Origin of the sequence: Pseudoflavonifractor sp. MSJ-37, from assembly GCF_018917965.1 — a bacterium.
In the GTDB taxonomy this organism is placed as follows: domain Bacteria; phylum Bacillota; class Clostridia; order Oscillospirales; family Oscillospiraceae; genus Pseudoflavonifractor_A.
The window spans coordinates 114,901-128,394 of record NZ_JAHLPP010000005.1; the positions used below are offsets into that span (position 1 = coordinate 114,901).

Annotated in this window: 19 protein-coding genes; 8 read left to right on the forward strand and 11 right to left on the reverse strand. The window is 64.9% G+C overall.

What is annotated here, in order from left to right; all coding sequences use genetic code 11:
* Positions 1–147: 147 nt before the first annotated feature.
* The 5 genes from KQI12_RS10335 to KQI12_RS10355 all read left to right on the forward strand — a co-directional run bounded on the left by KQI12_RS10335 (position 148) and on the right by KQI12_RS10355 (position 5,184).
* A complete protein-coding gene (locus tag KQI12_RS10335; RefSeq protein WP_216573117.1) occupies positions 148–1,101 on the forward strand; it encodes a D-2-hydroxyacid dehydrogenase in 954 nt (317 codons plus the stop codon).
* A gap of 49 nt (positions 1,102–1,150) precedes the next feature.
* Positions 1,151–2,107 (forward strand): D-2-hydroxyacid dehydrogenase, encoded by a 957-nt coding sequence (locus tag KQI12_RS10340; protein WP_216573118.1) that lies wholly within the window; start codon positions 1,151–1,153, stop codon positions 2,105–2,107.
* Positions 2,108–2,144: 37 nt separating this feature from the next.
* Positions 2,145–4,244 (forward strand): ATP-dependent DNA helicase RecG, encoded by a 2,100-nt coding sequence (gene recG / locus KQI12_RS10345; RefSeq protein WP_216573120.1) that lies wholly within the window; start codon positions 2,145–2,147, stop codon positions 4,242–4,244.
* Positions 4,245–4,268: 24 nt separating this feature from the next.
* Entirely contained in the window at positions 4,269–4,727 is a 459-nt protein-coding gene (locus tag KQI12_RS10350) for a GNAT family N-acetyltransferase (RefSeq protein WP_216573122.1), read from the forward strand.
* A 70-nt stretch (positions 4,728–4,797) separates the two neighbouring features.
* Positions 4,798–5,184 (forward strand): C-GCAxxG-C-C family protein, encoded by a 387-nt coding sequence (locus KQI12_RS10355; protein WP_216573123.1) that lies wholly within the window; start codon positions 4,798–4,800, stop codon positions 5,182–5,184.
* Between the two features lie 59 nt (positions 5,185–5,243).
* Here the strand turns inward: KQI12_RS10355 and KQI12_RS10360 are convergent, their stop codons facing one another.
* From KQI12_RS10360 to KQI12_RS10380, 5 genes are all read right to left on the reverse strand, one after another.
* Positions 5,244–5,798, reverse strand: a complete 555-nt coding sequence (locus tag KQI12_RS10360) for a hypothetical protein (RefSeq protein ID WP_216573125.1) — start codon at positions 5,796–5,798, stop codon at positions 5,244–5,246.
* Positions 5,799–5,815: 17 nt separating this feature from the next.
* Positions 5,816–6,367: a hypothetical protein gene (locus KQI12_RS10365; protein ID WP_216573127.1), complete on the reverse strand. Its 552-nt coding sequence runs from the start codon at positions 6,365–6,367 to the stop codon at positions 5,816–5,818.
* Positions 6,368–6,384: 17 nt separating this feature from the next.
* The gene (locus tag KQI12_RS10370) at positions 6,385–6,936 is read right to left on the reverse strand and encodes a hypothetical protein (RefSeq protein ID WP_216573129.1); all 552 of its coding nucleotides are present in this window, start codon (positions 6,934–6,936) and stop codon (positions 6,385–6,387) included.
* 17 nt (positions 6,937–6,953) lie between these two features.
* A complete protein-coding gene (locus tag KQI12_RS10375; RefSeq protein WP_216573130.1) occupies positions 6,954–7,517 on the reverse strand; it encodes a hypothetical protein in 564 nt (187 codons plus the stop codon).
* A 338-nt stretch (positions 7,518–7,855) separates the two neighbouring features.
* Entirely contained in the window at positions 7,856–8,146 is a 291-nt protein-coding gene (locus KQI12_RS10380) for a NifU family protein (protein WP_216573132.1), read from the reverse strand.
* 156 nt (positions 8,147–8,302) lie between these two features.
* On the opposite strand from KQI12_RS10380, the gene KQI12_RS10385 reads away from it, so the two are divergent.
* The 3 genes from KQI12_RS10385 to KQI12_RS10395 are packed head-to-tail and all read left to right on the forward strand — an operon-like array spanning position 8,303 to position 9,931.
* Entirely contained in the window at positions 8,303–8,653 is a 351-nt protein-coding gene (locus KQI12_RS10385) for a PadR family transcriptional regulator (protein WP_216573134.1), read from the forward strand.
* 14 nt (positions 8,654–8,667) lie between these two features.
* On the forward strand, positions 8,668–9,387 hold the full coding sequence (locus KQI12_RS10390) for a permease prefix domain 1-containing protein (RefSeq protein ID WP_216573136.1): 720 nt from the start codon (positions 8,668–8,670) through the stop codon (positions 9,385–9,387).
* Complete coding sequence (locus tag KQI12_RS10395) at positions 9,380–9,931, forward strand: hypothetical protein (protein ID WP_216573137.1); 552 nt, start codon at positions 9,380–9,382, stop codon at positions 9,929–9,931. The genes KQI12_RS10390 and KQI12_RS10395 overlap by 8 nt, the downstream gene beginning before the upstream one ends.
* 62 nt (positions 9,932–9,993) lie before the next feature.
* Here the strand turns inward: KQI12_RS10395 and KQI12_RS10400 are convergent, their stop codons facing one another.
* Genes KQI12_RS10400 through KQI12_RS10425 form a run of 6 tightly spaced genes read right to left on the reverse strand, consistent with a single transcriptional unit; the run spans position 9,994 to position 13,490 of the window.
* Positions 9,994–10,578 (reverse strand): helix-turn-helix domain-containing protein, encoded by a 585-nt coding sequence (locus KQI12_RS10400; protein ID WP_216573139.1) that lies wholly within the window; start codon positions 10,576–10,578, stop codon positions 9,994–9,996.
* A 54-nt stretch (positions 10,579–10,632) separates the two neighbouring features.
* Positions 10,633–11,109: a hypothetical protein gene (locus KQI12_RS10405; RefSeq protein ID WP_216573141.1), complete on the reverse strand. Its 477-nt coding sequence runs from the start codon at positions 11,107–11,109 to the stop codon at positions 10,633–10,635.
* Between the two features lie 21 nt (positions 11,110–11,130).
* Positions 11,131–11,700 (reverse strand): DUF2313 domain-containing protein, encoded by a 570-nt coding sequence (locus KQI12_RS10410; protein ID WP_216573143.1) that lies wholly within the window; start codon positions 11,698–11,700, stop codon positions 11,131–11,133.
* A complete protein-coding gene (locus KQI12_RS10415) occupies positions 11,697–12,752 on the reverse strand; it encodes a baseplate J/gp47 family protein (protein WP_216573145.1) in 1,056 nt (351 codons plus the stop codon). The genes KQI12_RS10410 and KQI12_RS10415 overlap by 4 nt, the downstream gene beginning before the upstream one ends.
* A 1-nt stretch (position 12,753) precedes the next feature.
* Complete coding sequence (locus KQI12_RS10420; RefSeq protein ID WP_216573147.1) at positions 12,754–13,116, reverse strand: hypothetical protein; 363 nt, start codon at positions 13,114–13,116, stop codon at positions 12,754–12,756.
* A complete protein-coding gene (locus KQI12_RS10425; protein ID WP_216573149.1) occupies positions 13,113–13,490 on the reverse strand; it encodes a hypothetical protein in 378 nt (125 codons plus the stop codon). The genes KQI12_RS10420 and KQI12_RS10425 overlap by 4 nt, the downstream gene beginning before the upstream one ends.
* Between the last annotated feature and the right edge of the window lie 4 nt (positions 13,491–13,494).

Consider the following 13,494-nt stretch of genomic DNA (forward strand, 5'->3'; position numbering starts at 1 on the left):
CCCCCGGGCCTCGTTAGGAACCCTTTCGACAGCAAGCCAGCGCGGCCTCTGACATCCAAAATGGTGTCAGGGGCCGCGCTGTTTTGCCAGATGGGCGATCCTGTGGTATGATAGGATAGAATATCGTGTGGAATGGAGGACCTCTTTATGATCGACGCATTGGTGCTGGCCCCCTGCCGGCCCCACATCCGGGAGCGGCTGGAGCGGGACTTCGCCGGGACCTACCGCTTCGCCTTCCGCTCTCCGGAGGATCTGGACCAGCTCCCCACCGCGGAGGTGGTGATCGGCGAGCCCCCGGTGGAGGCCCTCTCCGCTGCCAGGCGGCTGAGATGGGTCCAGATGACCTGGGCCGGGACCGATCTCTACACCCGCCATCCCGGCTTTCCGGCGGAGGTGGTCCTGACCAACGGCTCTGGGGCCTACGGCCGGACGATCTCCGAGTATGTGATCGGCGCCATCCTGGCCCACTACCGGAACCTGCCCCGCTACTGGGACCAGCAGAAGCAGGGCCTGTGGCGGGACGCCGGGGCGGAGCGCTGTCTGGACGGCCGGACCGTGCTGATCCTGGGGGCCGGGGACCTGGGCCGGCAGGTGGCCAAAAAGCTCCGTGCCTTCGACACCGTGACCCTTGGCGTGAAGCGCACGGTCACAGGTCCTGTGGAGGGCTTCGACCGGCTCTATCCCATCTCCGAGCTGGACTGGGCGCTCCCGGAGGCCCAGGTGGTGATCGGCTGTCTCCCCAACACCGATGAGACGATCGGTCTGCTGGACGGCCGGCGTCTGCGGCTCATGCGGCCCGACGCCCTGCTGGTCAACGTGGGCCGGGGGAAGCTGATCGTCACCGACGACCTGGTGGAGGTCCTCCGCTCCGGGCACCTGTCCGGGGCGGCGCTGGACGTGACCGAGCCGGAGCCTCTCCCGGCGGATCACCCCCTCTGGAGCCTGCCCAACGTGACCATCACCCCCCACGTCTCCGGGCCCAGCTTCCACCACGATCTGGGCACCGAGGAGCGGATCTGGGCCCTCTGCGCCGACAACCTCCACCGCTATGCCGCCGGGGAACCGCTGGCCCATGTGGTAGACCTGGTCCGCGGTTATTGAGCTCAAATCGTATTTTTGCATCTTATTTATACCGATAGGAGTCATTTTTATGGAGACCATCCTGAACCTGTTCCGTCTCACCGAGGAAGAGCAGGCCGCCTTCCAGGCGGCCGCCGCCGGACACGAGATCCTCTTCCGCCCTGTGGCCCGGATGCAGCAAAAGACCAGCCCCGCCTCGGCGGCCGACTATGCCGCCGCCACTGTGATCCTGGGCTGTCCCCCGGTGGCGGACCTGGCGGGGGCCCCTCATCTGAAATGGCTCCAGACCTGGAGCGCCGGAGTGGATGCCTATCTGGCCCCCGGCGTCCTGCCGGAGGGGGCCATGCTCACCTCTGCCGTGGGCGGCTACGGTCCGTCCGTGTCCGAGCACCTGCTGGCCATGCTCCTCGCCCTGTGGAAGAAGCTCCCCCAGTACCGGGATGCCCAAAACGACTGCCGCTGGACCGACTTCGGCGAGGTGAAGTCCCCGGCGGGCTCCACCGTCCTGATCGCCGGCACCGGCGACCTTGGCTCCTCCTTTGCCAAGCTGATGAAGGCCCTGGGGACCCATACGATCGGTCTCCGGCGGGATGCCGCCCGAGCCGCCGAGGGCATCGATGAGATGTACGCCCTGGACCAACTGGACGGCCTGCTCCCCCAGGCCGACGTGGTGGTGCTGACCCTCCCCCGGTCCCCGGAGACCGACGGGCTCATAGACGAGGCCCGCCTCCGCCGGATGAAGGCCGATGCCGTCCTGCTGAACGGCGGACGGGGCACGGCGGTGGACTGCGCCGCTCTGGCCCGGGTCCTGCGGAGCGGCCATCTGTGGGGGGCCGGTCTGGACGTGACCGACCCGGAGCCCCTGCCCGCCTATCATCCCCTGTGGAGGGAGGAGCGCTGTCTCATCACCCCCCATGTGGCCGGCGGAGAGCATCTCCCCGCCACCCGGGGCCGGCTGGCGCAGATCGCCCTGGACCAGCTCCGCCGCTATCTGGCCGGGGAGCCGCTGAAGAACCGGATGAAATGAGCCTCCGCCCACATCGATCCGAAGAGAGGTGATGACCATGGAGATCCATCTGGATACCCGGCTGGAGGCCTTCCCCGGCATCGGAGCGGCCCGGGCCAGGGGATTGGCCAAGCTGGGACTGGAGACGGCGGAGGACCTGCTCCGCTGTTATCCCCGGGACTATGAGGACCGGCGGCTCCGGACCACGATCCGTTCCGCCCCGGAGGGGCAGAGCGTCTGCGTCCCCGCCATGGTGGCCGACACGCCCCGGACCTCCTATGTCCGCAAGGGGCTGGAGCTGACCAAGGTCCGGGCCGTGGACGGCTCCGGCTCCATGGACGTGACCTTTTTCAATCAGACCTATGTGAAGCACGCCCTGATCCCCGGGGAGAGCTATGTCTTTTACGGCGCCGTCACCGGCCTGGGCCAGCGGCGGCAGATGACGAATCCGGTGTTCGAGCCGGAGGGCCGGGCGCGCTTCACCGGGCGGATCATGCCGATCTATCCCCTCACCGCCGGGATCTCCAACAACCGGCTGGCGGGGCTGGCCCTCCAGTGCGTGGAGCAGTGCGTGGAAGAGGTCCCCGAGGTCCTGCCTCCCGCTCTGCGGCAGGCCCACGCTCTGGCCGCCGCCCCCTTCGCCTGCCAGAACATCCACTTCCCGGAGACGGAGGAGGCTCTGGACCTGGCCCGGCGGCGGCTGGTCTTCGAGGAGCTCTTCACCCTCTCCTGCGGCATGGCCTTCCTCCGGGACCGGCGGTCGGTAGGACGAGCGCCGGTGTTTTCCCCGGAGGGTCTGGAGGGCTTCCGGGCTCTCCTCCCCTTCTCCCTGACCGGGGCCCAGGAGCGGGCCATCCGGGAGGCGGCGGCGGACTGCGCCTCCGGCCGTCCCATGGACCGGCTGGTCCAAGGCGATGTGGGCTCCGGCAAGACCATGGTGGCGGCGGCCTGCTGCTATCTGGCGTGGAAGTCCGGGTGGCAGTCCGCTCTCATGGCCCCCACCGAGATCCTGGCGGAACAGCATTTCCGCACCCTCTCCGGCCTTTTGGAGCCCGCCGGGCTCCATGTGGCCCTCCTGACCGGCTCTATGCGGGCGGCGGAGAAGCGGAAGGTCCGGGCCGCTCTGGCCGCCGGGACGGTCCATCTGCTGGTGGGCACCCACGCGATCCTCTCCGACGGGGTGGAGCTCGCCCGGCTGGGGCTGGTGGTCACGGACGAACAGCACCGCTTCGGCGTGGCCCAGCGGGCCGCTCTGGCCGCCAAGGGCGGCACGTCGGACGGCCTGTCCCCCCATGTGCTGGTCATGTCCGCCACCCCGATCCCCCGGACCCTGGCCCTCATCATCTACGGGGATCTGGACGTGAGCGTCATCGACGAGCTCCCCCCCGGCCGCACGCCGGTGGAGACCTTCCTCGTCGGGGAGGACAAGCGGGCCCGGATGTATGGATTCGTCCGCAAGCAGGTGGGCCTCGGGCGGCAGGTCTACATCGTCTGCCCTGCCGTGGAGGAGGCCGTCCCCCTCCCGGAGGGGACGGAGCCGTCCCCCGGCTTCGCCGACCTGAAGGCTGTCACCACCTATGCGAAGAAACTGGAGGAGCAGGTGTTCCCCGACCTGCGGGTGGGCTTCGTCCACGGCCGGATGAGGGCCAAAGAGAAGGAGTCCGTCATGGCTGCCTTCTCCGCCGGCGCGCTGGACGTGCTGGTCTCCACCACGGTGATCGAGGTGGGGGTGGACGTGCCCAACGCCGCCCTGATGATCGTGGAGAACGCCGACCGCTTCGGCCTCTCCCAGCTCCACCAGCTCCGGGGCCGGGTGGGCCGGGGGAGCCACCAGTCCTACTGCGTCCTCATCACCAGCAGCCGGGACCCGGACACCCGGGCTCGCCTCAAGGTCCTGGTCCAGACCTCCGACGGCTTCCGCATCGCCGAGGAGGACCTGAAGCTCCGGGGCCCCGGCGACTTCTTCGGCAAGCGCCAGCATGGCCTGCCCCAGCTCAAGATCGCCGACCTGGCCGGAGACACCCGGCTCCTGAAGGAGGCGCAGGAGGCGGCCCAGGACCTGCTCCGGGCCGACCCCGCTCTGTGCCGTCCCGAGCATCAGGCCCTCAAGACCCAGATCCAGCGGCTCTTCACTGAGAACGCCGGCATCTTCAACTAACACTGAGACAGGAGAGATCACCCTATGTTCCAGATCCGCGCCATGACCCCTGAGGACCACGACACTGTGATGCCCATGGTCCAGACCTTCTATAAAAGCCCCGCCGTGGAACACGACGCCGACCCCGCCGTCCTGGAGCGCACCTTCCGGGACGCGGTGGATCCCGCCGAGCCCCTCCTCCGGGGGATGCTCCTGTTGGAGGACGGCGCTCCGGCGGGCTACGCCTACGTCACGGAGTGCTACTCCGGCGAGGTGGGCGGCCGGTGCGTCTTTTTCGAGGAGCTGTACTTCGCCCCCCAGTGCCGGGGCAAGGGCTACGGCACCGCCGTGTTCCACTGGCTCAAGGAGCAGTACCCCCACCATCCCCGCTTCCGCCTGGAGGTGACGGACGCCAACGCCGGCGCGGTCCGGCTCTATGAGCGTCTGGGCTTCCGCTTCCTGGAGTACCGCCAGATGGTGCTGGAGGGAGACCTCCAGGCCTGACCGCCGGATCCGGCCCGCGCCCACGGGCCGTTCTGAGATCAAAAATCGAACAAAAAGGAGAATGGAGAACATGGATCGAATGGAAGAGACCCGCGCCCTGCGGAACGACCCCGATGTCCACTACAACTGCGCCCAGTCCGTGCTGGTGCCCTTCAGCGACGTGTGCGGCCTGACGAAAGAGCAGGCCTGCGCCCTGGGGGCCAACTTCGGCAGCGGGATGCGCCACGGCTCCACCTGCGGCGCCGTCACCGGCGCCCTGATGGTGCTGGGCATGGCCCAGAAGAGCCCCGAGGCCGCCAGCGTCCTCATGCGCCGCTTCCGGGAGAAGAACCAGGTGCTGGACTGTGCCGGTCTGCTCCAGCGGGCCAAAGCCAACGGTGAGGAGAAGAAGCCCCACTGCGACCGCATGGTCTACGAGGCCGTAGAGCTGCTGGAGGAGCTGCTGGCCGACCAGTAACGTCCGCTCGAACAAAAACGCCGGAGGCGGCTCGTCCTGAGCCGCCTCCGGCGTTCGTTTTAGGATGCCTCTTTTTCCGGGATCGGGCGGTATTTCTCGTACAGATCGTAGAACCATTTCAGAGAGCCTCGGGCGTTTTTCCCTAAGAATCCTTTTTTCGCCGCTGGAACGAGGCTGTATCCCAGGATCCGGTCAGAGACCGGCTGACTGCCGCTATTTGAGCTCAAGATCACCCTGAGCTTTGTCCCATCTCTAAAATAGAAGTCCGCATCATAGTGGACCGTTCCACCGATACCTATCCCATGCTCGATATAGTCCCGAATCTCATTCCCGGCATATTGGAGCGAATCGATCTGGTCGATGATCAGCTGGATGTCCTCCGGCTCCGTCACGACGGATACTCCAAATCCATCATCGAACTCTGTCGCATAGTTTGCGGCGATCGTCACATTGTCCGTATAGAACTCGACTCTCTCCACCCCTTCTGCCGAAAAATCCAGAATATCGATATCTCCGCCGCCCCAGCCGTAGATCCAGCGGCCTACCATCAGCACGGATGCCAAAAGGAGGACCCCCAGGATCAGCCAGCGGCGTCTCTTCCACAGTCGTTCCATGAGCGGTCCTCCTCTCGTCAGGATGTCTCTTTTTCCGGGATCGGACGGTATTTCTCGTACAGGTCGTAGATCCATTCCGTAGGACCCAGAGCATTTTTCCCGATCAGTTCCGATCTCCCCTTTCGATAAAATCGGTAGCTCATCACTACGTCATCCCCTCGAGGTTCGGCATCTGATGTAAACAGGCAAAATGTTCGTTCTTCCCCATTACGGAAATGAAACTGCACTTCATGGAGGATCCCGCCGCCCATGCCGATCTTGCCTTGAAGGAGGCTGGGCAGATCATTTCCTGCATATTGAAAGCAATTTATCTCATTGATAATGGTCTCGATGTCCTTTCGGCCTGTTATGACGGATGGTTCCAAACTTGAAAACTCATTTTTATATTTCGCTGTGAAATCATAGTCGCCATTGCAAAGTACGATGTGATCCACGTCCTCTGCATCGAAGTCGAAAACGTCGATATTCCCGCCGCCCCATCCATAGCACCAGCGGCCTACCATCAGCACGGATGCCAAAAGGAGGACCCCCAGGATCAGCCAGCGGCGTCTCTTCCACAGTCGTTCCATGAGCGGTCCTCCTCTCGTCAGGATGCCTCTTTTTCCGGGATCGGACGGTATTTCTCGTACAGATCGTAGAACCATTCCATACGGCCTCTCCCCTGTTTCCCCAGCAGGCCGAGCTTCTTCTCCTGATAGAACCCATATCCCAAGATCATATCCCGCGCTGGATCTGTGTCGTATGTGGAGAGGAAAAATAGCCGCTTCGTCCCATCTGTAAAGCTGATCTCCAGCTCATAGCGGATGCCGCCGCCTAACGCGACCCCGTACTCGATGATATCCCGGATCTGGTTCCCGGCATATTGGAAGGCGTTTATCGTATCGATCATCCTCTGGATATCCGCCCGCTCCGTCACAGTCGATGTGCCGGACCCCATACCGGGTCCGGTCATATAATTTGCGGTAAAGTTGACATCATTTGTATAAAGTTCGACCCGCTCCACTTTTTCTGCCGTGAAGTCGAAGACATCGATGTCTCCACCCGCCCAGCCATAGCCCCAGAAGCCCACTACCAGCACGGATGCCAAAATGAGGATCCCCAGGACCAGCCAACGGCGTCTCTTCCACAGTCGTTCCATGAGCGGTCCTCCTCTCGTCAGGATGCCTCTTTTTCCGGGATCGGGCGGTATTTCTCATACAGGTCGTAGATCCATTTCAGAGAGCCTCGGGCGTTTTTCCCTAAGAATCCTTTTTTCGCCGCTGGAACGAGGCTGTATCCCAGAATCCGGTCAGAGACCGGCTGACTGCCGCTATTTGAGCTCAATGTCACTCCAAGCTCTGTCCCATCCCTGAAGTAGAAGTCCGCATCATAGTGGACCGTTCCACCGATACCTATCCCATGCTCGATATAGTCCCGAATATCATTCCCGGCATATTGGAGCGAATCGATCTGGTCGATGATCAGCTGGATGTCCTCCGGCTCCGTCACGACGGATACTCCGAATCCATCATCGAACTCTGTCGCATAGTTTGCGGCGATCGTCACATTGTCCGTATAGAGCTCGACTCTCTCCACCCCTTCTGCCGAAAAATCCAGAATATCGATATCTCCGCCGCCCCAGCCGTAGATCCAGCGGCCTAGTGCTATGATCACAAGCGGGATCACGATACTAAGCAACACAACGGCACTTTTTTTATCGCTTATTATATACTTTTTCATTTCACTCCATCTTATCGTACCAGATCAGGACCGCAAGATCAACGCTTCTCCATCCGATCCAGATATGCCAAAAGGAGGACCCCCAGGACCAGCCGACGGCGTCTCTTCCGCAGCTGCTCCATAGGCGATCCCCCTTTCAGGCGCATCTCTCTGTTTATGGTGTCATTATACTATATCCCCGCTGTCCGTTCAACTGTTTTCGGCGGCATATTCGCTAGGGATATCCCTCACCCCACTGGGAGCTCCACCGGCGTCTCCCCCGGATCCATTGCGCAGATCGAAAAAAATCGCGCCCGGCTCCTATCCGAAGATAGGACCGGGCGCAAAACACGCTCCGCTCACTGCTTCCACTTGGGGTCGCCCCGGAGGATGGACTTGGCCTGCTCCCACAGCTCGTCGCTGACGGACTGGTCCACCACCACCTGCTCGATCTCGGGCAGGGCCGCGGTCAGCTCGGCCTGGATCACGCTCTCGGTGGTCAGGTAGGCCGACGGACAGCCGGAGCACTGCCCCAGCAGCTGGACGTGGACCACGCCGTCCTCATAGCGCAGGACCTTCAAGTCCCCGCCGTGCTCGGCCAGTTTAGGCCGCACCTTCTCGTTCAATACCGCTTCGATCTTCTCCAACATCGCGGGTCACGCTCCATTCCTATGGTCTTTCCCTGTTACCATACCATGTTTTCTCCGCCGGGACAAGAGCGATCTCGCCGCTCCGCTTGACATACCTCGGCTTCCGAGGTATCTTATCCTTAGATAGATGAGGCATCCGTTTGGAAGGAGGTCCCTATGAAACTGGACAAAAGCCCCCTCCCCGGGAGCACCGGTCTGCTGGTCCTCTCCCTGCTCTCCACCGGCGACAAGTACGGCTATGAGATGATCGCCGCGCTGGAGGCCCGGAGCGACCACACCTTTTCCCTCAAGGAGGGCACATTGTACCCTGTCCTCCACGCCCTGGAACGGGACGGCGCCGTCACCGCCTATGAGAAGACCGCCCCATCCGGCCGTGCCCGCCGCTACTACCACATCACCCGGCAGGGCATCCGGCTCCTGGACGACAAAAAAGCGGAGTGGCGTGCTTTCCGCCATCTGGTGGATGCCATCCTCGCCGAGGGTGAGGCCACGCCCTCTCCCGTCTGAGGGGAGGGGATGCTATGGACTCCTTCCGCCGCTTCTGTCAGCAGGTCTGCGCCCAGATTCGCTGGGCCCCCGCCCGGTCCCAGATCTCCGATGAGCTTCTGGCTCATCTGGAGGACCACGCCGACGCGCTCTGCGCACGGGATTCCGCCCTCTCCCCGGAGGAGGCCCGCCGCCGGGCCGTCGCGGCCATGGGGGACCCGGCGGCGATCGGCCGGGCCATGGATGCGCTCCACCCACCCCTCTGGGGGATCCTCTCCCGAACGGCCGGCGGAGCGCTGGCCCTGCTCACGCTCACCGCTCTGGTGTTCTCCGTTTCCCTCTTCTGGTCCCCGCTGGCCACACAGCTCCAGCGATACCATCACCTCCAGAGCAGTAGCAGCAGCCTGCCCCGGCTCTGGCATTGGCAGCGGATCGAGCACACGCTGTTCCAGATCCGCCTCCATAACCTCCAGGCCTCTATCGCCTCACCCGACGGGACTTACAGCGACCTGTGTGTCTATGATGTCCAAGCAGTCGAGTTGGACCCCTGGACGCCTTATGATCATTCCCTTGATCTCCGCGGCTTCTCTCTGTCCACTGCGGACGGCACTCCCCTGACCGCTGACCCAGACTTTCCCGGCCATCTCAGGCTCCCCGCCCCCGGAGGCCCCCAGACCGTTCTGGTCTCTTACCGCTGGGGCGAGGTCGCCTTCTCCTTCCTGCTCCAGTTGGATCCGGAGGTGGAATATGACTAGACGTCTCTATCCCGACCGCACCCGGTTCCTCCGCCGTCTGCTCCTCCTGCTCCTGCCGCTGGGCTTCTTCTGGCTGACGCTCCGTCCAGCCTTCACGCCAGAGCAGGCCTTTCGGCAGACGATGGACCGCCTCTATTTCCGCTCCTATGTCATCCAGGCCGATGGCGATGCCAGCGACCTTCTGTACCAGACGTCCGGGTCTCGCTGGTTCGCCGCCCGGGAGGGGGACTATCAGCTCTTCGCCGTCATCGCCCCCACCGGACGGTCCTACGCCCCCTACCGTGCGGTCTGCGACTGGGTCGTCCTGGATACGGCGGCCCCGATCGACGTGGACTGGTTCGGCCACGGCCTCCTGGTCCATGTGGACGTCCCAGCCGCCGCGCTCCGGATGGACTGCTCTGGGGAGCCGGTCTCCATCCGCGCCTGCCCGCTCACCGACTGTCTCTGGTATCTGGAGACGGAGCAGGCCCTCCTGGACGCCCACATCACCGCGCTCGACAGATCGGGCCGGGTCCTTGCCTGTGTCGATGCGGCTCCCTCCTGATCGAAATGACGACGACCGTCCCGCCGGGCCTGATAGCCTTCGGTGGGACGGTCGTTCCTCGTTCACAACAGCTGATAGAACAGCCCGTGCTCCGTGCAGTAGTGCAGGAGCTTCCCATGGCCCCGCCGGGGGATCCGCACCTGCAGGTCCCACTCCGGGTAGGTCCGGGTCAAGATCAGCCGCTCGCCGGTGGCCCAGGCCACGAAGGCGATGGAGTGTCCCTTTTCCATGGGGTGCTCCGTGGTCAGGAGCCACTCGTCCTCCACCTCCTCCACGGCCAGCGTGTGGACGCCCTCCGCCTTCTGGGGCGTCAGGGCGGTCAGCTTCCGGCCGCAGCAGGCGATCGACGCCTTCTCCGCGGCGGCGATCGCATTACCGCAGACGGGGCAGACATAAAATTCGATCCACTTCATACTGTCTCCCTTCTCACGTTCAGGCTCCAGATCGCCGGACAGCATCCGCTCCAGATCCACACCGAGGACGTTGGAGAGGGACGGGAGCAGGGAGATGTCGGGACAGCCCCGTTCCCGTTCCCACTTGCTCACGGCCCGGTCGCTCACATGGAGGACCTCTCCCAGCTCCCGCTGGGTCATGCCCTTCTCCCGGCGTACCGCCCGGATCAGAGCGCCGATGCTCCTGCTGTCCATCGCCTCATCCCTCCCTTTCTTCCCTCTCAGTATAAGGCATGTCCGCCCGATCGTCTATCGACCCTCCGTAGAGTCCGCCTCCAACCGCCACAGGTCTCCGGTGCCGGGGGCCCACACGTTCCCATCCGCCTGAGACACATAGACCGCGCCCTCATAGCGCACCCGGTCTCCCTTCTGATAGGCGTCCTGCGCGCCGGTGGGCTGTCTCCACTCCGGTACCGCCTCCGGTCTGCCGCTGTCCACGCCCAGCGGCGTATAGAGGGCGGGCGTCCCGTCCACGGGCCAGTCCGGCTGGCTGACATGGTCCTGCTCCACCCGGTAGAGCCGGCCCGCCTCGTCCGCGATCCTCTGTCCCTTCTGATAGGCGGCGCCCGCCTTCCACCGGTCGAAGAGCACGCTCACGGCGCAGGCGTCCCCGTCCTCCAGCTCCGCCGCGCTCAGGCGGGCCAGACGTTCGATGGCTTCCTGTACCTTGTCCCGCTCCTCCCGCTCGTATACGATCAGGTTCTGTCCTCTCTGTTCCGCTCTCATCGCGATCTCCTCCTCGTCTCTTCACCGCACCAGCTTCTCCAGCGCTTCCCAGGTCAGGTCCAAACCCTCGATGTCCCCCCAGGTCTGGAACCGTTCCTCCATCATGGCCCAGGTGATGTACCAGAACACATACGCGATCTCCACATGGCTGGGCAGGATGTCCTCGATGATCTCCCGCATCTCCTCATAGCCGTCTGGGATGCCCGGCACGTCTGGGAAACGGACCTCCACCTTCCCTGGCGTCCCCGTCTCACTGGCCACGGCGTTGAGGCCGCAGCCCTTCAGATCGTCGTTGACGGCCTCCAGGGTGAAGCTGTCCCCGCCGATCCTCAGCAGGGCGGCCAGGGCTCTCCGCCGGGCCTCCGGCGTGTGGGCCACTGGGCGGCGGACCAGCAGGGACTCGATCTTCTCCAGTCCCCAGCCCTCCGCTGTGGTCAGGAGCATCTCCCGCTCCAGTTCCTCCAGCCGGGCCGCCGCGCCGTCCAGCGCCGTCCCCAGCGCCTCCAGCTCCGCTCCGTTGAGGCTCCCCTCCTCCATGCGGTAGACCCCCAGCGGAGCCAGCATCTCTTTCAGATACGCGCCATAGCTCATGCCATCGCCTCCACGGTCACCGCCGTCAGCCGGGGAAGCTCATCCGCTGCCAGCACCACATCGGCGGTGGGGAGCTCCACGGCGCAGTTCCCCACCGCCGGGCAGGCGAACACCCGTCTGCTCAGCTCCGCCCGGAGGACGCTCTTCCCCAGCCGGGTACCGTCGAACCAGTTCTCCACAGCGGACCGGGCCGCTGCCTCCGCCTGGCTCTGGCGGTATCCCACCGCGGGCGCCGCCCGGACCTTGACGGCCACCTCACGCACGGAGGGGGCCCGAACCGCCACGTCCACCGCGATCTCCCGCCGGGCCTCGAAATAGTCCCTCAGCTCTGCCAGCAGGCTCTCGTCCGGCAGACCCGCGGCGGTGGAGACCACCACGTCCACGGTACCTCTGCCCCGGCTCCGGGGCAGGACCGACGCCGCCGCCACCCGCTCGAAGGACATGGCCCCCTGCTCATAGAAGGCGGTGTTGGCGCCGTTTGGCATCCGCCGGAAGGTCTCCAGCACCCGCTCCCGCAGATCCTCGTCCCCTTCCCGGTCCGCGCCTCCGGTGAAGGCATCCGGGTTCGTGCATCGGGCCACGCCCACCGGGGCCACCGACATGGCCGTGACGGCTCCGGCCACCGCGTTGCCTGCCGCGCCGGGCTCCACCGCCCGGGCCCGCACATCGGTGAAGGATGCTCCGGCCTCCAGGGCCGCTTTTTCTATCGTCTCGAACCGGATCTGTCCGGCGGTCATACAGACGGTCCCCGCCGGGATGGCCAGGTCGCTGACCGCCGTTCCATCCACGGAAAAGCGGAGGACGCCCTCCGCCCGGACCGCCTCTCTCCGGCTCAGCCCCCGGAGCTGTGCGTGCTGGTCCAGATAGTCCCCCTGGGCCGTCTGAGGGAAGCACTGCCGTGCCGTCCACTCTCCCTGCACATAGAGGGCGTGGATCTGGGCCGCCGCGGCATAGAGCCGCACCTCCAGCTCTCCCGCGCCGGAGAGCTCCTTCCCGGTCCGTTCCCGGAACTCCTCCAGCATCTCGCCATAGATCTCCTCGATCTCCTTCATGTCATCCTCCTCCCGCTCCGATCTCCAGCCCCACCGTCAACGGCTCGCCGTTCCATGTGAGCCGTACGGTCAGGCGTCCGTGTCCGTCCTCTTCCGTCAGAGAGACCTGCTCCACCTCCAGGTCTCTCTCCCCGGCCAAGGCCTCGGCCACATAGCCACGGGCCAGATCCTCCCGCCGGGAGGACCGGCTGGCCGTGAGCCGCCAGAGCTGACTGCCCACGTCCGGCAGGAGGGGGAAGGCCCCTCTTCGGGCGGTCAGCTGGAAGAGCACCCGCTCCAATCGCTCCTCCGCCCCCTCCGCCGTGCGGAGGCCCTGTCCCTCGGCCCATACATAGTCCCCGTCTCTCAGGATCAGCTCCATCATCCCTCCGTCTCTCCGGCCGCGGCCAGAGGCACGCCGTTGATCATGACCTTTCCCTCCAGCCAGATGGTCCCGTTCCCCCGCAGGGTGATGGCTGCGCCGCCCCGGGCGCGGATGCACACCTCTCCGGGCTCCAGATCCGTGTCCGACCGGGCCCCGGCCACGCAGGGAGCCTCCCCCGCGCCTCCGGTCTTGAGCACCAGCACCTCCTGATCCACACAGGGCCTCCAGTGATAGCCTCCGGGTCCGAACACCGGGAGCTCCCGCCGCTCCCCGTCGGCCCAGACGCCGATCTCCTTCTCCTCCAGCGTCACCCGGCCCACCTGGGGCGTCAGGCCGCTGTCCTTCGTCTTGCTCTTCCTCTGGGAGAGCCACATCCTG